The organism is Ruegeria sp. AH7 (assembly GCF_056541325.1).
This window is the reverse complement of record NZ_JBQFYF010000001.1, coordinates 389,201-410,394: the sequence shown is the minus strand read 5'-3', so window position 1 is coordinate 410,394 and position 21,194 is coordinate 389,201. Positions and strand designations below refer to the sequence as shown.

The 21,194-nt window shown below is 57.6% G+C and carries 21 protein-coding genes and 2 tRNA genes; 18 read left to right on the top strand and 5 right to left on the bottom strand.

Translation table 11 applies throughout. The annotated features are described in order from the left end of the window. Window positions 1-78: 78 nt before the first annotated feature. Window positions 79-375: a hypothetical protein gene (locus ACR0JX_RS02075; RefSeq protein ID WP_170532469.1), complete on the bottom strand. Its 297-nt coding sequence runs from the start codon at window positions 373-375 to the stop codon at window positions 79-81. A gap of 121 nt (window positions 376-496) precedes the next feature. Next, window positions 497-1,927, bottom strand: coding sequence for a Glu/Leu/Phe/Val family dehydrogenase (locus ACR0JX_RS02070; RefSeq protein WP_170532467.1), 1,431 nt, complete (start codon window positions 1,925-1,927; stop codon window positions 497-499). Window positions 1,928-2,254: 327 nt separating this feature from the next. On the opposite strand from ACR0JX_RS02070, the gene ACR0JX_RS02065 reads away from it, so the two are divergent. Genes ACR0JX_RS02065 through ACR0JX_RS02055 form a run of 3 tightly spaced genes read left to right on the top strand, consistent with a single transcriptional unit; the run spans window position 2,255 to window position 5,314 of the window. Next, window positions 2,255-4,150 (top strand): Tad domain-containing protein, encoded by a 1,896-nt coding sequence (locus ACR0JX_RS02065; protein WP_480540962.1) that lies wholly within the window; start codon window positions 2,255-2,257, stop codon window positions 4,148-4,150. Continuing rightward, window positions 4,147-4,734 (top strand): TadE/TadG family type IV pilus assembly protein, encoded by a 588-nt coding sequence (locus tag ACR0JX_RS02060; protein ID WP_480540960.1) that lies wholly within the window; start codon window positions 4,147-4,149, stop codon window positions 4,732-4,734. Before ACR0JX_RS02065 ends, ACR0JX_RS02060 begins: the two co-directional genes overlap by 4 nt. Then, window positions 4,721-5,314: a hypothetical protein gene (locus ACR0JX_RS02055; protein WP_170532461.1), complete on the top strand. Its 594-nt coding sequence runs from the start codon at window positions 4,721-4,723 to the stop codon at window positions 5,312-5,314. Before ACR0JX_RS02060 ends, ACR0JX_RS02055 begins: the two co-directional genes overlap by 14 nt. On the opposite strand, the gene ACR0JX_RS02050 is transcribed toward ACR0JX_RS02055, so the two are convergent. Beyond that, entirely contained in the window at window positions 5,311-5,787 is a 477-nt protein-coding gene (locus ACR0JX_RS02050) for a hypothetical protein (RefSeq protein ID WP_480540958.1), read from the bottom strand. The genes ACR0JX_RS02055 and ACR0JX_RS02050 overlap by 4 nt on opposite strands. A 159-nt stretch (window positions 5,788-5,946) precedes the next feature. On the opposite strand from ACR0JX_RS02050, the gene ACR0JX_RS02045 reads away from it, so the two are divergent. Next, window positions 5,947-6,858 carry a pirin family protein gene (locus ACR0JX_RS02045; RefSeq protein WP_480540957.1) on the top strand — a complete coding sequence of 304 codons (912 nt, stop codon included), beginning with the start codon at window positions 5,947-5,949 and terminating at the stop codon, window positions 6,856-6,858. 23 nt (window positions 6,859-6,881) lie between these two features. On the opposite strand, the gene ACR0JX_RS02040 is transcribed toward ACR0JX_RS02045, so the two are convergent. Further along, the gene (locus ACR0JX_RS02040) at window positions 6,882-7,469 is read right to left on the bottom strand and encodes a TetR/AcrR family transcriptional regulator (RefSeq protein WP_480540955.1); all 588 of its coding nucleotides are present in this window, start codon (window positions 7,467-7,469) and stop codon (window positions 6,882-6,884) included. 100 nt (window positions 7,470-7,569) lie between these two features. Between ACR0JX_RS02040 and ACR0JX_RS02035 the strand changes: the two genes are divergently transcribed. From ACR0JX_RS02035 to ACR0JX_RS02010, 6 genes are all read left to right on the top strand, one after another. Continuing rightward, the gene (locus ACR0JX_RS02035) at window positions 7,570-7,824 is read left to right on the top strand and encodes a hypothetical protein (RefSeq protein ID WP_480540953.1); all 255 of its coding nucleotides are present in this window, start codon (window positions 7,570-7,572) and stop codon (window positions 7,822-7,824) included. Between the two features lie 118 nt (window positions 7,825-7,942). Continuing rightward, the gene (locus ACR0JX_RS02030; RefSeq protein WP_480540951.1) at window positions 7,943-9,229 is read left to right on the top strand and encodes a homoserine dehydrogenase; all 1,287 of its coding nucleotides are present in this window, start codon (window positions 7,943-7,945) and stop codon (window positions 9,227-9,229) included. A 71-nt stretch (window positions 9,230-9,300) separates the two neighbouring features. After that, window positions 9,301-10,284: a class II fructose-bisphosphatase gene (glpX, locus tag ACR0JX_RS02025; protein WP_480540949.1), complete on the top strand. Its 984-nt coding sequence runs from the start codon at window positions 9,301-9,303 to the stop codon at window positions 10,282-10,284. 92 nt (window positions 10,285-10,376) lie between these two features. Then, the gene (recJ, locus tag ACR0JX_RS02020) at window positions 10,377-12,119 is read left to right on the top strand and encodes a single-stranded-DNA-specific exonuclease RecJ (protein WP_480540947.1); all 1,743 of its coding nucleotides are present in this window, start codon (window positions 10,377-10,379) and stop codon (window positions 12,117-12,119) included. 108 nt (window positions 12,120-12,227) lie between these two features. After that, window positions 12,228-12,302 (top strand) — tRNA-Glu (locus ACR0JX_RS02015). 25 nt (window positions 12,303-12,327) lie between these two features. Beyond that, window positions 12,328-12,402: transfer RNA gene (locus tag ACR0JX_RS02010), tRNA-Glu, on the top strand. A gap of 46 nt (window positions 12,403-12,448) precedes the next feature. Here the strand turns inward: ACR0JX_RS02010 and ACR0JX_RS02005 are convergent. Next, window positions 12,449-13,231: a DeoR/GlpR family DNA-binding transcription regulator gene (locus ACR0JX_RS02005; protein ID WP_480540945.1), complete on the bottom strand. Its 783-nt coding sequence runs from the start codon at window positions 13,229-13,231 to the stop codon at window positions 12,449-12,451. Window positions 13,232-13,632: 401 nt separating this feature from the next. Between ACR0JX_RS02005 and ACR0JX_RS02000 the strand changes: the two genes are divergently transcribed. The 8 genes from ACR0JX_RS02000 to ACR0JX_RS01965 all read left to right on the top strand — a co-directional run bounded on the left by ACR0JX_RS02000 (window position 13,633) and on the right by ACR0JX_RS01965 (window position 21,190). Next, a complete protein-coding gene (locus ACR0JX_RS02000; RefSeq protein ID WP_480540943.1) occupies window positions 13,633-15,372 on the top strand; it encodes an ABC transporter substrate-binding protein in 1,740 nt (579 codons plus the stop codon). An 81-nt stretch (window positions 15,373-15,453) separates the two neighbouring features. Continuing rightward, window positions 15,454-16,503 carry an ABC transporter ATP-binding protein gene (locus tag ACR0JX_RS01995; RefSeq protein WP_480540941.1) on the top strand — a complete coding sequence of 350 codons (1,050 nt, stop codon included), beginning with the start codon at window positions 15,454-15,456 and terminating at the stop codon, window positions 16,501-16,503. 1 nt (window position 16,504) lies between these two features. Then, on the top strand, window positions 16,505-17,578 hold the full coding sequence (locus tag ACR0JX_RS01990) for an ABC transporter ATP-binding protein (RefSeq protein ID WP_480540939.1): 1,074 nt from the start codon (window positions 16,505-16,507) through the stop codon (window positions 17,576-17,578). After that, window positions 17,578-18,441, top strand: a complete 864-nt coding sequence (locus ACR0JX_RS01985) for a carbohydrate ABC transporter permease (protein ID WP_480540937.1) — start codon at window positions 17,578-17,580, stop codon at window positions 18,439-18,441. The genes ACR0JX_RS01990 and ACR0JX_RS01985 overlap by 1 nt, the downstream gene beginning before the upstream one ends. Next, complete coding sequence (locus ACR0JX_RS01980) at window positions 18,438-19,235, top strand: carbohydrate ABC transporter permease (protein WP_058280831.1); 798 nt, start codon at window positions 18,438-18,440, stop codon at window positions 19,233-19,235. Before ACR0JX_RS01985 ends, ACR0JX_RS01980 begins: the two co-directional genes overlap by 4 nt. 8 nt (window positions 19,236-19,243) lie before the next feature. Beyond that, entirely contained in the window at window positions 19,244-19,645 is a 402-nt protein-coding gene (locus ACR0JX_RS01975; protein WP_353008023.1) for a DUF2160 domain-containing protein, read from the top strand. A gap of 65 nt (window positions 19,646-19,710) precedes the next feature. After that, window positions 19,711-20,106, top strand: a complete 396-nt coding sequence (locus ACR0JX_RS01970; protein WP_170533094.1) for a BlaI/MecI/CopY family transcriptional regulator — start codon at window positions 19,711-19,713, stop codon at window positions 20,104-20,106. Next, the gene (locus tag ACR0JX_RS01965) at window positions 20,093-21,190 is read left to right on the top strand and encodes a M56 family metallopeptidase (RefSeq protein ID WP_480540935.1); all 1,098 of its coding nucleotides are present in this window, start codon (window positions 20,093-20,095) and stop codon (window positions 21,188-21,190) included. The genes ACR0JX_RS01970 and ACR0JX_RS01965 overlap by 14 nt, the downstream gene beginning before the upstream one ends. Window positions 21,191-21,194: the final 4 nt, after the last annotated feature.

The window sequence follows — 21,194 nt, the reverse complement described above, 5'->3', positions numbered from 1 at the left end:
TCACCAAACCTGCCAGAAATGAAAACGCGCGCCAAGGGGATGGCGCGCTTTTCCACAGCGAAATGATCCGGCTGTGGATTATTGCTGCAGGCACAGCTCCAGCCAAGCCGCACCAAGGTCCTTTTTGCGGACATCGCGCATCTTCTGTTCATATACCCACGGCGTGATCAATGGGACCGCTGCATTGTAGTTTTCGGGCCAGGTGGGGCTGCTATCGGCAACCGCCTGTGGAACGTCTCGCTCTTTCACCCGATCAAGGCGCGCTTGCTGGATCGCGGCCACCACGTCCGCCTGATACTGGCAGCTTTGTTCCTTGGTTTCTGCCGCAGCCAGAGGTGTGGCAAGAACGGCGGCAGCGATGGCGATACGCAACATTGAAGTCTCCGGGGAATCGTTGAACTGGCGGTAGCTTACCCGCCCTGCTCCGGACCTGCCATTGCCCATTTCGGGCCGGTCCGACAGGATGGGGCGAGAAGCCCGCCCCATCCAAATACATTCAAAGACCTTTGGCCCTATAACTGTTCGCAACGCGGTCAATCGCAACGATATAGGCCGCAGTCCGCAGATCCTCGACATCATCGCGGCTATGCCAGACTTCGCGCATCGACTGGTAGGCAATCCGCATGGTGTCATCTAGGCCAGACCGGACCAGCTCCAGTTCATCCGCCCCTTTGAGATATTTTGTTTTGAAGTCCGGAGACATCGTCCAGGCATCACCAAGATAGCGGTCCAGCCGCTCCAATTCACTGACGATCAGCTCATGCCGCGCTTCTTCCTGGCGCCGCTGCATCCGGCCAAAGCGAATATGGCTGAGGTTCTTGACCCACTCAAAATACGACACTGTCACACCACCGGCGTTGGCATACATATCGGGGATGATTACCGTACCCTTTTTGCGCAGGATCTCATCTGCACCAGCGGTCACGGGGCCATTCGCGGCCTCAATGATCAGCGGGGCCTTGATACGTTCAGCATTCTCAAGATTGATCACGCCTTCCAAAGCCGCCGGGACGAGGATGTCACATTCCGCTTCCAGTACGTCACCACCCTCGGCCGAGTGCGTCGCATCAGGATAGTCTTTCACACCGCCGTGCTTGATGATCCACTGGCGCACCGCCTCGACATCAATGCCATCGGGATTATAGAGCGCGCCGTCCCACTCGATGATGCCTACGATGGTCGAACCGTCTTCCTCGCTCAGGAATTTCGCGGCGTGATAACCCACATTGCCCAGCCCCTGTACCACAACACGCTTACCGTCCAGCTTACCGGTCAGCCCCGCCTTGGCTACGTCTTCGGGGTGACGGAAGAATTCGCGCAGCGCATATTGGATACCGCGCCCAGTGGCTTCGACACGCCCGGCGATCCCACCAGCGTTCAAGGGCTTGCCTGTCACACAGGCCCGCGCGTTGATGTCAGTCGTATTCATCCGCGCATATTGGTCGGCCATCCAAGCCATCTCACGCTCGCCCGTGCCCATGTCAGGCGCGGGTACGTTTTGGGATGGGTTGATCAGGTCACGCTTAGCCAGTTCATAGGCGAAACGACGGGTGATCTGTTCCAACTCATGCTCTTCGTATTTTCTCGGATCGATGCAAAGCCCACCTTTCGAACCACCAAACGGCGTTTCGACCAGCGCGCATTTATACGTCATCAGCGCCGCCAGCGCTTCGACCTCGTCCTGGTTCACCGCCAAAGCATAGCGAATTCCGCCTTTCACCGGCTCCATATGCTCGGAATGGACCGAGCGATAGCCGGTGAAGGTATGGATGTCGCCCCGTAGGCGCACACCAAAGCGAACTGTGTAGGTTGCGTTACAGACCCGTATCTTCTCTTCCAGCCCCGGGGGCAAATCCATCAGGGACGCCGCCCTGTTGAACATCAGATCAACACTTTCACGAAAGCTGGGTTCTTTGATACCGGTCATAAAATCCTCCATACCGGGAACTGACAAACGTCATGACGTTTTGTCGCACCACTTGCAGCGGGCTGCAATCTTCAAGTGCACTTTTTTTCACCACTTTATGAACGCAGGATTACCGAGCCCGCCCCTGAGTCGGCCCGTTAAGACTTTTGGCCAAATTGTCCACACGGGCGAAACAAAGCCTCACGACACCCCAAAACTGAGGCCGATTTTCATTCAATAATAGCATCATAGTGACGAAGGTGCCCAAATCTCGCCACGTTCCACGTCTAAAAAATTAAAGTTGGGAACGACTGGAATCAGTGTGCCTGACCGGTAGAGGAACGCGGTATGAAGATATTTAAAGCGAAGTCGATTCTGGGAAAATCAAAGCGAGCAGACGCGTGTCGTTTGCCGTCACACAGTTTCGTCCGGTCCGAGGATGGCACGATGACCATCTTTACCTTAGGCTTGATTATGGTCGTTTTTGCGGTCGGTGGTTTCGCGGTAGATATCCAGCGCTTTGATCATGAACGCGCACGACTGCAATATTCCCTAGACCGTGCGGTGCTTGCGGCCACCGATCTTCGGCAAGATCTTTGTCCGACAGTCGTTATCAAAGATTATCTCGAGAAAGAGAACCTTGCTCAATATCTGATCGAGGACGAAATTGTTATCGAACCTGCCAATCTGTGTGGTTCGAGTGCCGTGACCATCGAAGGCTTCCGCCGTGTGCAGGCGCGTGCGGAAATGGACGTGGCGATGCACTTCATGCAGTGGTGGGATGTAGACTTCATCACGACCTCGGTATTCAGCGCAGCAGAAGAAGCCTTGGGCAATGTCGAGATCTCGATGGTTCTTGACGTTTCGGGCTCGATGAACAGCAACAGCCGACTGACCACACTGAAGCTTGCCGCGCAGGAATTCGTGCAAGAAATGGTCGACAAATCCGAAGACGGCAAAATGTCGATCTCGATCGTCCCTTACGCGACACAGGTCGCCCTGCCCGACTCGATGATGGACTATATCAACACGTCCGGTGTGAACCCGCATGCCAACTGCATCAACTTTACTAGCAGCCAGTTCCAGGACGGCGAATTTGATCTGAACCTTGTCTATGATCGCACGCTTCACTTCACCGCTTGGGGCGACTACGACCAGCGTCCGGTAAACGACAACCTCGTCTATAGCGAAATCTGTGAGTCTGACGAGAACCGCGAAGCAATGGTGTTTCAGAAGGACGCCGATCTTCTGAAAGACAAAATCGCGTCGTTCCAAGCGGCGGGCAACACGTCGATTGACCTGGGCGTTAAGTGGGGCATGGCGTTGCTTGATGACAGTATGCAGCCTGTGATCGCCCAGATGGCAGCCGCGGGTGACGTACCAGCCGAGTTCGCCACGCGCCCGGACAACCCGCACAGCGGCGACACACTGAAAGTCATGATCCTGATGACTGATGGTGCGAATACGACTCAGTATTGGACCAATGACCCGTATCGCGACGGTAAGTCTGGGGTTTGGTGGAATGAGCGCATCAACGACTATGTGTCTTACGCCGAGCTTGATTCCAATGATGAAATCACAATCGAGTTTGGTACCGACTACATCTGGCCAGATGTGGACATGATCGAGTGGGACTCGTCGGATGGCGGGAACTACTGGGTCAGAGACCAATTCCAACCTAGCGGGTATGGCAACACGATTGTCAACAACGCCACCGTCACCTACGAAAACGTCGCCAGCGTCGACGAGGCATTGGTTGGCGACCCGACAGGTGACTATGTGCGCGGGTACATTCAATATCGTTGCCTGTCGTTCTCTTCTGGTACCTGCTACAACGTTGATCGGGATACCAAACGCGTCAAAACCTATCTGGAGCTGGACGTAGAACCCTCTGAACACCTGACATGGGCGGATCTTTGGGAGCGGACCACGCGCTACGAGCTTTATCAGCAGTTCTATGACCGCTACGGTTCAAGCTGGGCGTATGACTTCTACTATGATGCCGTTGAGTCAGCCGGTCGTAGCATCAAGGACCCGCGCGTAAGGTCGATGTGCGACTATGCAAAACAGCAGATGGGTGTCGTGATCTTTACGATCTCGCTGGAAGCGCCATCCGCTGGCCGCGCTATCATGCAACACTGCAAAACAACCGACGCGACCTACTACGAGGCCAGCCCAGACGATTTGCCTGATGTCTTTGCTTCGATTACGTCGAGCATCCGGAATCTGAGGTTGACGCAATGATCAGACGCCTGACCCAAAAACTGCGCCGGTTTCGCCGTAACGAAGATGGTATGGCCACGATCGAGTTCGTGTTCTGGTTCCCGATCTTCATGATCACCACCTATTCAGGCGTCGAAATCGGCATCGTGGCCTACAACCACGCAAACCTTGAGCGTGCGTTGGATGAAACCATCCAAGATGTCCGCATGAATCGGATCGAAGTCTATGATCAAACGCCCGGCGCGCAGTGGACTCATACTCTGTTGAAGCAGGTCGTTTGTGATAAGGCCGGCGCGATCCCGAAGTGCTTTGACAATTTGGCAATCGAGATGACCTCGATCAATCCATTCGCCGCCAGCACGGTTCTAAACGGCAGCTTTCAGCAGCCCTATTGCGTCGATACGCCCGAAGAAATTCGTGGTGGTGATGATGATGAGCCATTTTTTGATCCCGGGACCTCAAACCAGCTGATGATCATCCGGGCCTGTGCTGAAATCGATCCTTTGTTCTTTGGAACGACTTTGGGCCGTTTGACCCGGTTTGATCCGATTGATGACCAGTATGAACTGCATGTAGCAACGGTGTTTGTCCATGAACCGTTTTAACTTATCCCTGCCCCGTACCGCCGCCAGTTGGCTTGGTCGCTTTTGGCGTAAGGAAGATGGCGTCGTCAGTATTGAAGCGGTCATGGTTTTCCCGCTTCTGTTCTGGTCGATGTGGACATCTTACACCTATTTCGACAGCTATCGGCAAAGCGCCAGCAATCTCAAGGCGGCATTTGCTGTTGCGGATATTATCTCTCGTGAAGATCAGCAGATCACGAAGCAGTACATTACAAACCTGTACGAACTTCAAAAGTTCATGATCTCTGACCGCTCGGCAGTATCGATGCGTATCTCATTCGTACGGTATGATCAGGACCAAGATCGCCACTTTGTGCTTTGGACTTGCCCGCGCGGCGAGAGCTTTGAGAAACTCGACAATGCGACACTGCTGAACGAATACAAAGACAGAATACCTGTCATGGCCGACAGAGCGGTGATGATCCTTGTTGAAACAAAAGACTGGTACACTCGTCCGTTCAAGATCGGCTACGGAGACCATTCCTTTGCGATTAACAAATTCATGTTCACTCAGCCGCGTGGGCTGACCAATATCACAGTGGCCGACCCAGACGACTGCTAAGCCTCATCCCTTTCAAGCAACAGGGCCGAGAGTATCTCTGACATAAACTTGGCCTCAGAGGCGGCGGTCATGCCGCCTACGCCGACTCGGCGTCCGAGGCGCCACCAAAGTCCTGGCGCCCAGCTGTTCGAATTTTTTGCCCGCGTACGCACCAGAAACCCGTTCGAGGGTTTGAAGGCAAACACGCCCCGGTCGACAGCCTCAATCTCCTCGACAAGCGCAATCAGACACCCTGCCCCGGTGCGCAGTTCCGTGCGCGTCAGCTCGATCCGGTCCTGGGTCGCCTGCCACACACTATAGGCCAGCCACAGCGCCGCCCCACCGACAACGATCAAAAACACCTGCCAGACCAGCTCAGGCGGCGTGGACAGCGCGACATACAGCACCAAAACGCCAACTGTGCCAAGCATAAGAACCCCGATCCAACGTCTTGGCGCTGAAGCCTCAATTGTGGCCAGTACTTCGTCCTGCATTCTTGTCTCCTGTCAGCCCGGGCCTTCGTTTATCCGCTTTCTTCGCTGAACAACAGGGGCTGAAACCTCTAAACAAAATCGCACAAAGCCAGTGAATCCGTGCGAATTGACCGCAACCAAGCAGAGGTTACATGCTGGGAAAAGGAATAGGAGGCACCCATGTCCCTGAGACCCACCTTGGAAACCCGCAAAGCCATGCCCACAATGGAGGGCGCTGGCGTGAAACTACACCGCGCGTTCGGCTTTCAGGACCCGTCCGAGCTGGACCCGTTTCTGTTGTTTGATGACTTCCGCAACGAACGCCCACAGGATTACCAAGCCGGATTTCCCTGGCATCCCCATCGCGGGATCGAAACCATCACCTATGTGCTGGCCGGAACGGTCGAGCATTCGGACTCGTTGGGCAATAGCGGTACGCTAGGCGCAGGCGATGTGCAGTGGATGACTGCCGGGTCCGGTATTCTGCATCAGGAGATGCCACACGGAAACAGCACAGGCCAGATGCACGGTTTCCAGCTTTGGGGGAACCTGCCCTCGGCCCAGAAAATGACCGCGCCCCGCTATCAGGATGTGCAAAGCAAGGATATCCCCGAGGTCATCGATGATGACGGCACAATCGTGCGGGTGATTGTCGGAGAGTTCTGGGGCAAAACCGGGCCGGTGGATGGCATCGCGGCGGACCCTCAGTATCTGGACATCCAGATACCGGCCGGCGTCAAAAAGACCTTTCGCATAGACACCTATCGCCGCGCTTTTGCCTATGTGTTTCAAGGACAAGCTGCCTTTGCCGATGCCTCACAGCCAACTGGCGTGTTGCTAGAGAAAGAGGTCGCCGGGGAAGAAGTAAACATCCGCGACATGTCCGGGGATCGTACGCTGGTGCGCTTTGGCACAGGTGACGAAGTCACAGTTCAGGCCGGGCCTGAAGGTGTACGTTTTCTGCTGATCTCAGGCGCGCCTATTGATGAGCCTGTCGCTTGGCATGGGCCGATTGTGATGAATACGCGCGCCGAGCTGGAACAGGCGTTCAAGGAGCTGCGAAACGGAACCTTCATTCGTCCGACGCATTGATCACTTGGGCGGCCTGATCCCTGTCAGGCCGTCACCGCACGTCGCACCATGTCCCAATAGACCTGCTCGACCTCATCAAGCGACAAGCGCCCTCCAGCGCGATACCACGTCATCACACCGTTCAGCATGGCGATAACAGCGAGTGTGGCGATCTTGGTGTCCGCAATGGCAAAAAGCCCGGACCGCTGCCCATCACGCAGGATCTTTTCCACCGCGTTCTCATAGCTTCGGCGCAAATCCTCGATCTCTGTAAAATTCTCAGGGGTCAGGTTGCGCAACTCCATATAGGCGATGAAAACCTCATCCGGGCGTTCCAGATGGAAACGGATATGGAAGCCGACAAAGCCGCGCAATGCCTCTTGCGGATCAGAGGACGTATTCAACGCGGCATAGGCCTGCAACAGGTCGTGCATATGCTCGCGCATCAGACGAAACAGCAGGCTCTGCTTATCCGGCGTATAGTTGTACAGCGCCCCGGCCTGCACACCGACCTCTTTTGCAATCTGCCGCATCGACACCGCCGCATAGCCGTGGCGGGCAAAAAGCCTCAGCGCCGCGCTGCGAATACGCGGGCCTGTGATGTCGGAGTGAGAACCCTGGGTACGTGCCATGACAGATACCGTATCTGAACAAATGTTCAGATAGAAGCCCGCTTGAACCAATGCGTTAAAACGTGCATCACAGGATCACACTGTCACCGCGTGAGAGCCCATGCCGACCAAAGCCCTGCCCTTGCTGATCCTGACGCTGACCTTGATGGGTTGCGCGGATATTCCTGAGTTGGACGGCTCTGAGTCGCGTTCGGTGCAAAAGGCCGCTTATCCGCCCCTGATCCCGCTGCAGGACTCACTTGGTGCGCCAATTGATCCGGCCAGCGAAGCCACTGAGGTCGAGGAAGACCTGAACGCGCGCGCCGAAGCGCTCAGGAAAAAGGCCGAAGCGCTTCAAAGCGCACCAGTCAACTGACACCCGGGGCCGTGGCGCCGCCGTGACGGATTGCACCCTCGGCCCGAACCCGCTAAGGCAGCGCTGACCGGATGACAGTCCGGTTTCAGAATAGATCGAGCGGAAAGGAACCCACGGAATGACACAGGCGCTGCGGCTTGGAATTGCGGGCTTGGGAACAGTTGGCGTGGGTGTCGTCAAGATCATCCGTCGTCATGCCGATCTGCTGGAGGCACGTACGGGACGTCGGATCGAAATCGTGACAGTGGCCGCACGCGACCCGAACAAAGACCGTGGTGTGAACCTGTCCGACTATGCATGGGAGACCGATCCGGTCGCCTTGGCCCAGCGCGATGATATCGATGTCTATGTCGAGCTGATGGGCGGCGAAAACGGCCCCGCAAAAGCGTCAGTCGAGGCAGCTTTGGCCAGTGGCAAAGACGTCGTCACCGCAAACAAAGCCCTTCTGGCCATCCATGGTCAGGCGCTTGCCGAACAGGCCGAAACTGCAGGCCGTGTGATCCGTTTTGAAGCGGCTGTTGCAGGTGGTATTCCCGTTATCAAATCCCTGACCGAGGGTCTGGCGGGCAATGAGATTACACGCGTTATGGGCGTCATGAACGGCACCTGCAACTATATCCTAACCCGGATGCAGTCTCAGCGTCAGGGCTATAACGCACTGTTCGATGAATGTGCCGAACTGGGATATCTTGAGGCCGACCCGAACCTGGATGTAGGTGGCATCGATGCGGCGCATAAACTGGCGCTACTGTCGTCAATTGCGTTTGGCACCAAACCGAATTTCGACGGGATCGAGATTGAAGGTATTCAACAGATCAGCCTGGATGACATAGATCAGGCACATGACATGGGCTTCCGCATCAAACTGCTGGGTGTGGCGCAACGCACCGCGCGCGGCCTTGAACAGCGGATGCAGCCTTGCCTAGTGCCCAGCGACTCGCCGCTAGGGCAGCTGGAAGGTGGCACCAATATGGTGGTGATCGAAGGCGACGCAGTGGATCAGGTTGTCCTGCGCGGCCCCGGCGCCGGTGAAGGCCCAACTGCCAGCGCGGTGATGGGCGATGTCTGCGATCTGGCACGCGGCCTTCAGATTTCGACCTTTGGCCGACCGGCAAGCTCGCTTGAAGCCGCAACCCCCGCCGTCACCGGCCTGCCTGCGCCCTATTACCTACGCCTGGCCCTGCTGGACAAACCCGGTGCGCTGGCCAAGATTGCCGCCATTCTGGGCGACGCGGGTGTCTCGATCGATCGGATGCGCCAGTATGGGCACAGTGAAAGCACCGCACCAGTTCTGATTGTAACGCACAAGACAACGCGGGCGACACTGGACGTGGCCCTGGATGGGTTCCGGGCAACCGATGTTGTTGCGGGCGAGCCCGTCGCGCTGCGGATCGAACAGGTCTGACCCCTTGCAGCCTGCGCCTCGTGCAGGCTATGCCAGACGTAACGTCATTGCCGACCAAAGGAATACATCGCATGAACGCTGCCAAAACCGATTTTAACGACCGCCTGCTGTCATTGGGGCTTGCGCGTGTCGCAGAACAGGCAGCGCTTGCCTCGGCTTCGCTGGTGGGGCGCGGTGATGAGAAAGCCGCAGATCAGGCCGCCGTCAATGCAATGCGTGAACAGCTGAACCTACTGGACATCGCAGGCGTCGTCGTCATCGGTGAAGGTGAGCGTGATGAAGCTCCGATGCTGTATATCGGTGAAGAAGTTGGCACCGGAAACGGCCCCGGCGTTGATATCGCACTGGACCCGCTGGAAGGCACCACACTGACCGCCAAAGACATGCCCAACGCGCTGACGGTCATCGCCATGGGCCCGCGCGGCTCGATGCTGCACGCACCCGACGTCTATATGGACAAGCTGGCCGTTGGTCCGGGCTATGACGAAGGCGTCGTCTCGCTGGATATGTCCCCGCGTGAGCGTGTGGAAGCCCTGGCCAAAGCCAAAAGCTGTGAGCCAGCTGACATCACAGTCTGTATTCTGGAACGTCCGCGCCATGAGGCGATGATTGCCGAAGTCCGTGAAACCGGCGCTTCGATCCGCCTGATCACTGATGGCGATGTGGCCGGCGTGATGCATTGCGCCGAAAGCGAAACCACAGGCATCGACATGTATATGGGTCAAGGCGGTGCACCCGAAGGTGTCTTGGCCGCGGCTGCACTGAAATGTATGGGCGGTCAGATCTTTGGTCGTTTGTTGTTCCGCAATGACGACGAACGCGGTCGCGCCGCCAAGGCAGGCATCTCTGACCTAGACCGCATCTACACCCGCGATGAGATGGTGACAGCGGATGTGATCTTTGCCGCGACTGGCGTGACCGGCGGATCGCTTCTGCCGCGTATCAAGCGCGAGCCAGGCTGGCTTGAGACAACAACCTTGCTGATGCGATCCAAAACCGGATCAGTGCGCCGCATGTCATACCGCACACCAATGTGGTCACACGCCGACGCCTAAGCGGCTTGCGCCGCGACATTCGACAAGAGTAACTGTAAAGAGCCTAAGAGGCCGGATCCAAGCGGATCCGGCCTTGGCATATGAGGGGCAGGATGAGCTTTCTAGGGGTTGAGCAGTCATTGACAGGTCGCCGATGGGTCGGCCCCTCGCCCGAGGTTGAGCGCGCGACTGAAATGCTGGTGCAGCAGGCCGACTTGCCGCGCGCAGTCTGCCAGCTTCTGGCACGACGCGGCGTGCCTCCGATGGAAGCAGCAGGGTTTCTGGAACCAAAGCTCAAGGAACTGTTGCCCGACCCACGTAGCCTGAAAGACATGGAGATCGCGGCGGCGCGCTTTCTGACCGCGGTGCGCGAACGACAGCGGATCGCGGTTTTCGCAGATTATGACGTAGACGGTGGCAGTTCGGCGGCTTTGCTTTTGGTCTGGCTGCGTCAGATGGGATTGCAAGCGACGCTATATGTGCCGGACCGGATCGACGAAGGATACGGACCGAATGTGCCTGCCATGCAGGAACTGGCGGCAGCACATGACCTGATCATCTGCGTCGACTGCGGCACCCTCAGCCACGAACCCATCGCAGCAGCCAAGGGTGCGGATGTGATCGTGCTGGATCACCATCTGGGCGCGGAAACGCTGCCGGATTGCGTCGCCGTCGTGAACCCGAACCGGCAGGATGAAAGCGGTGATCTGGGCTATCTCTGTGCGGCTGGGGTAGTCTTTTTGATGCTGGTCGAGGCCGGGCGCCAAATGCGCGAGACGGGCCTCAAGGGGCCGGATTTGATCTCTCTGCTCGATCTGGTCGCGCTGGCCACCGTGGCCGACGTTGCCCCGTTGATCGAGGCCAACCGCGCGCTGGTGCGTCAGGGGCTGAAGGTTATGGCCGGGCGGCAGCGGCCCGGCTTGGTGGCCTTGTCCGATGTCGCCCGAATGGATGCCGCCCCAAACAGCTATCATCTTGGGTTTCTGCTGGGCCCTCGGGTCAATGCCGGAGGGCGCATCGGTCAGGCCGATCTGGGCGCCCGGCTGCTCAGCACCGACTCGACGTCCGAGGCCGAAGCACTGGCCGAACGGTTGGACGCACTGAACACCGAGCGGCGCGACATCGAAAACGCCGTGCGTACCGCCGCCTTGGAACAGGCCGAGGATCGTGGTCTGGATGCGCCTTTGGTCTGGGCGGCTGGCGAAGGCTGGCATCCCGGCGTGGTCGGTATCGTCGCCTCTCGGCTGAAAGAGGCGGCAAACCGGCCAGCGATTGTGATCGGATTTGACGGTGACGAGGGCAAGGGTTCAGGCCGGTCAGTCTCGGGCGTTGATCTAGGGGCTTCCATCCAGCGTCTGGTAGCCGAAGGGCTATTGATCAAAGGCGGCGGGCACAAGATGGCGGCAGGCCTGACGGTGATGCGGGATCAGTTGGAGCCTGCAATGACGCGCCTCTCGGAGTTGCTTGAAAAGCAGGGTGCAGGGCAAGGTGGACTAGCTGATGTCAGGCTAGATGGTGCCCTGATGCCCGGCGCAGCAACGGTGGAGTTGATTGAACAGATTGAAAAGGCAGGGCCTTTCGGGGCCAGCGCTCCTGCCCCACGCTATGCTCTGCCTGATCTGCAGGTGCGCTTTGCCAAGCGTGTAGGCGAGACGCATCTGAAACTATCCCTGTCGGATGGAATGGGCGGCGGGCTGGATGCCATCGCCTTTGGCGCCTTCGACGGACCGCTTGGGGAACGGCTGTCAAATCATGGCGGTGCACGGTTTCACTTTGCCGGTCGGCTCGAGGTGAACACTTGGGGCGGACGGCAAAATGTGCAGCTTCGGCTGGAGGACGCAGCCGAAGCCAACTGATAAGGATTTTGTCTGCCCTTTCAGCCGTTCAAAAACTTTCACATCCCTGCATTTTTCGGCTTGCGGGGGTCGGGGTGAAACCGTAAAAGGCCCTCCACAAGCCAGCGTGGCCCGTTCGTCTATCGGTTAGGACGCCAGGTTTTCAACCTGGAAAGAGGGGTTCGATTCCCCTACGGGCTACCACTTGTGCTTGCGCCAGATACCAAATGGCCCGTTCGTCTATCGGTTAGGACGCCAGGTTTTCAACCTGGAAAGAGGGGTTCGATTCCCCTACGGGCTACCAATCGGTGAAACTTCTTCGACCTAGTTTAGGCACCTTGCCACGCAGGCTATCCCGACGATGCAACCTGTAGCTTGATCCCCCATTTCGCGATCTGGTCAGCAAATGCCTGCTTCGGCGCGCTGTCCGTGACCAATACGTGAACCATCCGTGGGTCTGGCCCAACATAAGGCGCGGACGCATCGAATTTGTGCTGATCCGCTGCCATCACAACGTGATCGGTATGATTGGCAACTGTGGACGCTAAATCCGCCTCAGCAGCGCTTTGGTATAAAAACCCTTTACTGTCCGAGATCGCATCGGTGCTGAGGACCGCCAAATCGAATGCGTAACGCTGCACCTGCTTGTGCGCGACATGCCCGAACGTGCCGCGTTCATCGCTTTGCATCTCACCGCCTAACAGATGCACCCGGTTGCCGTTGACCCCAACCAATGTCAGCGCCACGACGATTGAATTGGTGACAATGGTCAGGTTCTGGGCCTGGCGCAACTCTTCCGCGACAAAGGCGGTCGTTGATCCGACATCCAGGAAGACAGTCATTTGATCCTTGATCCCAGTCGCAACATGTCGGGCAATCGCGCGTTTTTCATCGGCGTGCTGCGAAATACGACGAAAGAAACCCGGATCGCCCTGCGCTCCGGCCAAAAATACGCCGCCATGGACCCGCTCGACAGTACCAGCCTTTGACAGGGCTTTGATCGTACGGCGCACGGTCTCTTCCGAGACGTCCAGCATTGTGGCCAGTTCAGTGTTTCGGGCAGTGCCACCAAGACGCTTCAACGCCTCAAGCAATTCAAGTTCCCGATGGGTGTTGAGTGCGTGTTTTTTCACATTCCGCTCCGAAGAATCGAACTGGCGCACAAACTACAAATCAGGGTTGGTAAATCCAGCGTTTTGGCTTTTTTGAGCATTCTAGGCTCAAGCCTTGGTTGTTTTGGCAACAGCAGGATCAACGAGGGTCGTGGTTGATAGCGTGCACCGACCTTGCTGGGTAGTATCGTAGGAATGCGCCTCCACTCCCAACTCACCGGAAGCCAAACGCCAATTTTTACACTTTATAATCAATATATTATCGACGAACCTTAACCGTTTCAACATCATCAATCTTCACATCTCGGAATGCCCGAAGGTCAATTACTAAAAATTTAGTTTGACACATACGCAAGAAATCGCTGATGCTTCCCCTCATCCGGTTTGCGCCGGACGCAACCAAAATCTTTGGGAGGAGACAGATGCGGAGACATCTACTTTCCGCAGTGGCGGCGGCTGCCGTCATTGCGGGGCACGGTCCTGCTTGGGCCGACGAAGCCGCAGCACAACGTTGGATTGACGACGAATTCCAGCCATCGACCTTGTCGAAAGACGAACAGATGGCCGAGATGCAGTGGTTCATCGAAGCTGCACAACCTTATGCGGGCATGGAGATTAACGTCCTATCCGAAGGCATCCCCACCCACTCGTATGAATCCGAGGTTCTGACCAAGGCGTTCGAGGAAATCACCGGTATCAAGGTCAACCACCAGATCCTGGGTGAAGGTGAAGTGGTGCAGGCCGTTCAGACCCAAATGCAAACCGGTCGGAACCTGTATGACGGATATGTCAACGACAGCGACCTGATCGGCACGCATTCGCGCCTGCAGCTGGCCTACCCGCTGACCGACATGATGGGCGGCGACTGGGCGGCGACAACCTCGCCGACGCTGGATCTGGATGACTTCATGGGCATTCAGTTCACCACCGGTCCGGATGGCAAGCTGTATCAGCTGCCCGACCAGCAGTTCGCGAACCTCTATTGGTTCCGCAAGGACTGGTTCGATGACGAAGCCAACAAGGCCGCGTTCAAAGAGAAATACGGCTATGATCTGGGTGTTCCTGTCAACTGGTCCGCTTACGAGGACATCGCCGAATTCTTCACGAATGACGTCAAGGAAGTCGATGGTGTGACAATCTATGGTCACATGGATTACGGCAAGCGTGCGCCTGACTTGGGTTGGCGTATGACCGACGCCTGGCTGTCAATGGCCGGTGCTGGTGACGTGGGTGAACCGAATGGCGTACCCGTTGATGAATGGGGCATCCGCATGGAAGCGGGCACCTGTAACCCTGTCGGGGCCTCCGTCTCGCGCGGTGGTGCGGCCAACGGTCCGGCTGCGGTCTATGCGATCCGCAAGTGGGATGAATGGCTGCGGGCCTACGCGCCTCCGGGTGCGGCGTCTTATGACTTCTACCAGTCGCTGCCGGCACTTAGCCAAGGCAACGTGGCCCAGCAGATCTTCTGGTACACCGCCTTTACCGCAGACATGGTGAAGCCGAAATCCGAAGGCAATAACACTGTCGACGACGAAGGCACGCCGCTGTGGCGCATGGCGCCCAGCCCGCATGGCCCGTATTGGGAAGACGGTCAGAAGGTTGGCTATCAGGACGTGGGTTCGTGGACCTTCCTGAAATCAACCCCCGAGGATCGTGCTCAGGCCGCGTGGCTCTATGCTCAGTTCGTGACCTCCAAGACTGTTGACGTGAAGAAGTCCCATGTGGGTCTGACCTTCATCCGCGACAGTTCGGTCAATCACGAGTCGTTCACAGAACGCGCACCCAAGCTGGGTGGTCTGGTCGAGTTCTATCGCTCGCCTGACCGTGTGGCATGGTCGCCGACCGGCATCAACGTTCCGGATTATCCGAAGCTGGCCCAAATCTGGTGGCAGCAGATCGGTGACGTGAACTCGGGCGCGTTTACGCCGCAAGAGGCGATGGATCGTCTGGCCGAAGAGATGGACATCACCATGTCCCGCATGCAGGCCGCAGATGAGGCCGCCAACGTCTATGGCGGTTGTGGTCCACGCCTGAACGAGCCGCAGGATGCTGCCTTCTGGCTGGAAAAGCCGGGCTCGCCCAAGGCCAAGCTTGAGAACGAAAAGCCGCAAGGCCAGACCGTCAACTATGACGAACTGGTTCAGCGCTGGCAGTCTCAGTAAGCTCGAAAGAACTGGGGGTGCCGTTTTCGGCACCTCCTTCCCAAGACCAGTGCGTGCACTGAAGGACCGGAATCCACGGACATGATCGAACTACAAGACGCCACCAAACGGGTTGGCAACAACATCCATATCAAGCCCACCACCCTGACGTTGCGCACCGGCCATTTCAATGTGCTTTTGGGGGCGACCGGATCGGGCAAGACCTCTCTGATCAAGATGATGGCGGGGCTGGACCCAATTGCCTCGGGCAAGGTCTTTATGGATGGGCAGGACGTCACTAAGCTGAACACGCAAAAGCGGCAGATCAGCTTGGTTCATCAGTTCTTTGTGAACTACCCGCATATGACCGTTTTTGAAAACATCGCCTCGCCTTTGCGCGTGGCTAGCATGGCGAAATCCGAAATCGAAGGCCGCGTGGAAGAGGCTGCTGACCTCTTACAACTGCGCCCGATGCTGCACCGCCGCCCGCATGAGCTGTCGGGTGGCCAACAACAACGGACCGCCCTGGCGCGTGCGATTGCGAAAGAGAGCCGGGCTGTGTTCCTGGATGAACCGCTGGCAAATCTGGACTACAAGCTGCGTGAGGAATTGCGTGAACAGCTTCCTGACCTGTTTGCAGGACGCGGTGCCGTAGTCGTTTACGCGACCTCGGAACCCGAGGAAGCCCTGCTTTTGGGCGGTTACACGGCTTTGATGGAAGACGGTCGCGTCACGCAATTCGGTCCGACCGCAGACATCTATCGCAATCCCGAAAACATCGCGGCCGCCCGCGTTTTCTCGGACCCGCCGATCAATGTTGCCCACATCACCGTATCAGGTGCGCAGGCACAATTGGCAGGCGGCGGAGGCTGGACGGTCTCGGACATGGCCGACGGAGACTACATGGTCGCCGTGCGCCCACATCGAGTGACACCGTTCCGCACATCGGATGCTGATGTGGAACTGACGGGTCGCGTGATCGTGACAGAACTGTCGGGTTCCGACTCCAGCGCGCATTTCCAGCATGGCTCGGATGACTGGGTTTCGCTCGCGGCAGGTGTGCATCCCTATGAAGTTGGCGAAGATCACAGTTTCTACATGAACCCGGCCCATTGCCGGTATTTCGGCCAAGACGGCCAAAGGGTGGCCTGACATGGCACAGATCAAGCTTTCCAACCTGCGACACAGCTATATGCCATCGCCGAAAGGCCCCGAGGATTATGCGCTGAAAGAGATCGACGTGACTTGGCGTGATGGCGGAGCCTATGCGCTACTGGGCCCCTCGGGCTGCGGCAAGTCCACTCTGCTCAATATCATCTCGGGGCTGCTGACGCCGTCTGAGGGGCAGATTCTGTTTGACGGTCAGGATGTTACAGCCCTGCCACCCGATCAGCGCAACATCGCGCAGGTGTTCCAGTTCCCGGTGATCTACGACACGATGACCGTGGGCGAAAACCTGGCTTTTCCGCTGAAGAACCGAGGCGTCGATGCCGCGACGATCAAGCGCCGCGTCGATGAGATTGCCGAGATGCTGGACGTCAAGGATATGCTGAACACCCGCGCCAGCGGCCTCAGCCCGGACAATAAGCAGAAGATTTCGATGGGGCGCGGTCTGGTCCGTGATGACGTGAACGCGGTGATGTTCGACGAACCGCTTACCGTCATTGACCCGCATCTGAAATGGAAGCTGCGCTCGAAGCTCAAAGAGCTGCACCAGCGCGTCAAAGCGACGATGATCTACGTGACCCACGACCAGACGGAAGCCCTGACCTTCGCCGATGAAGTTGTGGTGATGCAGGAGGGTGAAGTGGTGCAGATTGGCACGCCGGTCGAGCTGTTCGAGCGCCCTCAGCACACCTTCGTTGGCCACTTTATCGGCTCTCCCGGCATGAATGTTCTGCCCTGCGAGACCAAGGGCGACCGGGCCGTGTTTGAGGGCCATGAGGTGATGCTGGAAGGCCCTACCCATGGCGACGGTGGTCGCACTGATCTGGGTATCCGCCCCGAATATGTGGGCTTTGGCGACACTGGCATCCCGGCGCAGGTGACCAAAGTGTCCGACATCGGTCGCCACTACGTCGTCAGCGCCATGGTCGGTAACACCGCCCTTAAAGCCGTGACCGAACATAATGCACCCAATCCGGGCTCACAGGTCTTCCTGCAATTCAAACCAGAACAATCCCGCGTTTACCGCGACGGCTGGATCGCAACCGAGGAGCGCAGCTGATGAGAACAGAAAACCAAAAAGCCTGGTTCTTTGTCCTGCCGGTGTTGGCACTGGTTGCGTTCAACGCGCTGGTGCCGATGATGACGGTGGTCAACTACTCGGTGCAGGAAACCTTCGGCAACAACCAGTTCTTCTGGGAAGGTCTCGGCTGGTTCGAACAGATCCTGCGATCCGACCGGTTCCAAGCCGCGTTGGGGCGGCAGTTCCTGTTCACCTTTCTGATCCTGCTGATCGAGGTGCCACTGGGCATCATCGTCGCCCTGTCCATGCCGCGCAAAGGATTCTGGGTTCCAGTCTGTCTGGTCCTGATGGCCCTGCCGATGCTGATCCCGTGGAACGTGGTTGGCTCGATGTGGAACATATTCACCCTGCCCAAGATCGGCCTGCTGGGCTACTTCCTGAATGATATTCTGGGCATCAACTATGACATGACGCAACAGCCTTTATCGGCCTGGATCACCGTCATCGTCATGGATGTCTGGCACTGGACGTCGCTGGTTGTGCTGCTGTGTTATGCGGGCCTCGTATCGATCCCGGATGCCTACTATCAGGCCGCGAAGATCGACGGTGCCAGCCCATGGTCGGTGTTCCGCTATATCCAACTGCCCAAGATGAAGACCGTCCTGACCATCGCCGTTCTGCTGCGCTTTATGGACAGTTTCAACATCTATACCGAGCCCTTCGTTCTGACCGGCGGCGGCCCCGGAAACTCGACCACCCTGCTCTCGATCGACCTTGTGAAGATCGCGCTGGGACAGTTCGACCTTGGCCCTGCAGCGGCGATGAGCTTGATCTACTTCGCCATCACGCTGCTGGTCAGCTGGGTCTTCTACACTCTGATGACAAAGGATGACGCGCAATGAAGAAGCGGTCCCTTATCCCGATCCTCTATATCGCGTTTCTGATGCTGCCGATCTATTGGCTGGTGGCGATGTCCTTCAAGACCACGAACGAGATCCTGTCGGGCTTTTCCCTGTTTCCCCAGACCTTTACGCTGGAAAACTACATCACCATCTTCACCGATCCCACGTGGTACTGGGGCTACATCAACTCGATCATCTACGTGACGATCAACACGGTGCTCTCGGTCTGTGTGGCTCTGCCTGCGGCCTATGCATTCTCGCGTTATCGGTTCCTGGGCGATAAGCAGTTATTCTTTTGGCTGCTGACCAACCGGATGGCCCCGGCGGCGGTGTTCGCGCTGCCGTTCTTTCAGCTCTATTCGTCGATCCACCTGTTCGACACCTATCTGGCTGTGGCGCTGGCGCATACGCTGTTCAACGTGCCACTGGCGGTGTGGATTTTGGAAGGTTTCATGCGCGGTATCCCGAAGGAACTGGACGAAACCGCCTATGTAGACGGCTATTCCTTTCCACGCTTTTTCGTGACGATCTTCTTGCCCAATATCAAAGCGGGCGTGGGTGTAGCAGCCTTCTTCTGCTTCATGTTCTCGTGGGTGGAAATGCTGCTGGCCAAGACACTTACCGCGGTTGAGGCCAAACCCATCGCTGCTGTGATGACCCGCACCGCCTCGAGCGCGGGATATGAGCTGGGTCTGCTGGCAGCCGCCGGGACCCTGACCATCATTCCCGGCGCCATCGTCATCTGGTTTGTCCGCAACTACATCGCGCGCGGGTTCGCGATGGGACGCGTGTGAGGTTCGATATGCGCAAACTTCTTCTTGCCCTCCCCTTCCTCCCAACTATCGCCGTCGCCCAGCAAGCTGGCTGGGGCAGCGTTGGCCAACAAGAGGAAAAAGGCTTTTCGTGGACCGATCCCCTTTGGCCCGATTTCTGGATGGCCTGGACACCGGCAACACTGGCCCTGTTCGTCGGCATTTTCTCGGCCATCGCGCTGATCGGCCTGCTTGAAGGTTTCAAGTACCGCGATGGGATCGAACGGCGTGGCGTGTTGGGCCTGACAACCACGCTGGGCGATAGGCTGTTTATCACGCTATTGGGTTCGGCCTATATCTTCCTCGCCTGGCTCGGGCTGGTCGGTCAGCCCGTCTGGACCCCGCTTTTCCTCTCCATTGGCTGGGGCATCTTCGTCTTCTGGAAAGTTTAAGCTTTGCGAAACAGCGAAAGGATGCTTGTCTGACAGGCAGACCAAACATGACGACACCGAGATCAATGCGTAAGAAAAAGACGACAAACCTGCTGACCGAAGTTGAACTGGAGTTCATGAACGAGCTCTGGGCGCTTGGGCAAGGTTCGGTGCGTGATGTTTTAGGTCGCCTGCCCCCGGAACGGAATCTGGCCTATACATCAGGCGCCACGATCCTGCGCATACTCGACGAAAAGGGATTTGTCGAAAGCCGCAAGGACGGCAAGACCCTGATCTACCGGCCGCTTCTGGACAAGGACAGGTATCAGGCACGCTCACTTCAAAACCTGTCGCGGACGTTGTTTGACAACACGCCCGCCTCACTGGTCGCGCGACTGGTGGATGATGAAGGTCTGAGCGAAACCGATCTGGAGGAGATTCGAGCACTGGTAGAGAGGAGACTGCAACATGACCGCGGTTAAACCGGTACTCGACGCTTATCTAGAAATGAATATCGTTTTGGGCCTGTCCGCTGTGATCTGGGTGATCGCACGCGCTGCTTTGGCCCGCACATCACTGCGCGGCGGCTATATCGCTCAGCTGCGCGCGTTCAAGGTGTTGTGTCTCTGCGTTCTGGCCAGCCCGCTGCTGGCGTTTGGCGTGTCCGCCATGGCCAGCCTCATCTGGCCGGATCGGGCTGTAGCACTCGGCGATATTGCGGTAGCCGCCTATCTGCGCGGCGAGATTGCAATGCCCGCTACCCAATTCGAAGCGTTGCTGAACACCCGCGAGCGTTGGTTGGATCAGGTCCTGTCCGGTCAATCGACCGCCATCACCTTTGTGTTGTCCGTATTGGCCTGTGTAGCAGTTGTGCTGGCGCTGCGTGTCACACGTGACGCGCTTGCCATTCGCGCCACGGTCGAGACCAGCTTTCTCTGGCGGCAGTCAAACAAGGTTGATATCCGCCTATCTGATCGTATCACCGTTCCGTTCGCCGTGCGCGGCCTGCGCCGTCGTCACGTGGTGCTTCCCAGCCATCTACTGGATACCCCCCGCGAGTTACGCTTTGCGTTGGCACACGAATTTCAGCACATCCGCGCGGGAGATGTAGAGTGGGAGCTTGGGTTCGAACTGCTGCGTCCACTTCTGTTCTGGAACCCGGCCTATCTGGTCCTGAAATACCAGTTTGATCGCCTGCGCGAGCTGGCCTGTGATCAGTCCGTGGTCGCACGCAAACGGATCGACTCGCGCGAATACACCACCTGTTTGCTGGACTATTGTGCCCGCACCGTGTCAGTCGGCCACCCACGTGTCCTGAACGTTGCCCTGGTCAGCGGCGGCAAAGCCAAACATGTGTTGCGTCAGAGGGTTCTGGCCCTGACCGAAGCGCCGCAGGCCGTGGCCCCCCTGCCCGTTTTCTTCCTGGGTATGACGCTGATCTTTGCCAGTCTTCTAGCCGTTGGGTCGGCGTCCGTTCAGCAAAGGCACGACTGGAGCCATGATCGGCTGATGCTGTCGACCGTTGTGAACCTTGAGCGTCTGCAGGCACGCAATCAGGGGAACTGAGGCA

Coding starts and splice junctions, on each gene's coding strand:
- ACR0JX_RS02075 (WP_170532469.1), bottom strand. CDS start 375: ATGTTGCGTATCGCCATCGCTGCCGCCGTTCTTGCCACACCTCTGGCT.
- ACR0JX_RS02070 (WP_170532467.1), bottom strand. CDS start 1,927: ATGACCGGTATCAAAGAACCCAGCTTTCGTGAAAGTGTTGATCTGATG.
- ACR0JX_RS02065 (WP_480540962.1), top strand. CDS start 2,255: ATGAAGATATTTAAAGCGAAGTCGATTCTGGGAAAATCAAAGCGAGCA.
- ACR0JX_RS02060 (WP_480540960.1), top strand. CDS start 4,147: ATGATCAGACGCCTGACCCAAAAACTGCGCCGGTTTCGCCGTAACGAA.
- ACR0JX_RS02055 (WP_170532461.1), top strand. CDS start 4,721: ATGAACCGTTTTAACTTATCCCTGCCCCGTACCGCCGCCAGTTGGCTT.
- ACR0JX_RS02050 (WP_480540958.1), bottom strand. CDS start 5,787: ATGCAGGACGAAGTACTGGCCACAATTGAGGCTTCAGCGCCAAGACGT.
- ACR0JX_RS02045 (WP_480540957.1), top strand. CDS start 5,947: ATGTCCCTGAGACCCACCTTGGAAACCCGCAAAGCCATGCCCACAATG.
- ACR0JX_RS02040 (WP_480540955.1), bottom strand. CDS start 7,469: ATGGCACGTACCCAGGGTTCTCACTCCGACATCACAGGCCCGCGTATT.
- ACR0JX_RS02035 (WP_480540953.1), top strand. CDS start 7,570: ATGCCGACCAAAGCCCTGCCCTTGCTGATCCTGACGCTGACCTTGATG.
- ACR0JX_RS02030 (WP_480540951.1), top strand. CDS start 7,943: ATGACACAGGCGCTGCGGCTTGGAATTGCGGGCTTGGGAACAGTTGGC.
- glpX (WP_480540949.1), top strand. CDS start 9,301: ATGAACGCTGCCAAAACCGATTTTAACGACCGCCTGCTGTCATTGGGG.
- recJ (WP_480540947.1), top strand. CDS start 10,377: ATGAGCTTTCTAGGGGTTGAGCAGTCATTGACAGGTCGCCGATGGGTC.
- ACR0JX_RS02000 (WP_480540943.1), top strand. CDS start 13,633: ATGCGGAGACATCTACTTTCCGCAGTGGCGGCGGCTGCCGTCATTGCG.
- ACR0JX_RS01995 (WP_480540941.1), top strand. CDS start 15,454: ATGATCGAACTACAAGACGCCACCAAACGGGTTGGCAACAACATCCAT.
- ACR0JX_RS01990 (WP_480540939.1), top strand. CDS start 16,505: ATGGCACAGATCAAGCTTTCCAACCTGCGACACAGCTATATGCCATCG.
- ACR0JX_RS01985 (WP_480540937.1), top strand. CDS start 17,578: ATGAGAACAGAAAACCAAAAAGCCTGGTTCTTTGTCCTGCCGGTGTTG.
- ACR0JX_RS01980 (WP_058280831.1), top strand. CDS start 18,438: ATGAAGAAGCGGTCCCTTATCCCGATCCTCTATATCGCGTTTCTGATG.
- ACR0JX_RS01975 (WP_353008023.1), top strand. CDS start 19,244: ATGCGCAAACTTCTTCTTGCCCTCCCCTTCCTCCCAACTATCGCCGTC.
- ACR0JX_RS01970 (WP_170533094.1), top strand. CDS start 19,711: ATGCGTAAGAAAAAGACGACAAACCTGCTGACCGAAGTTGAACTGGAG.
- ACR0JX_RS01965 (WP_480540935.1), top strand. CDS start 20,093: ATGACCGCGGTTAAACCGGTACTCGACGCTTATCTAGAAATGAATATC.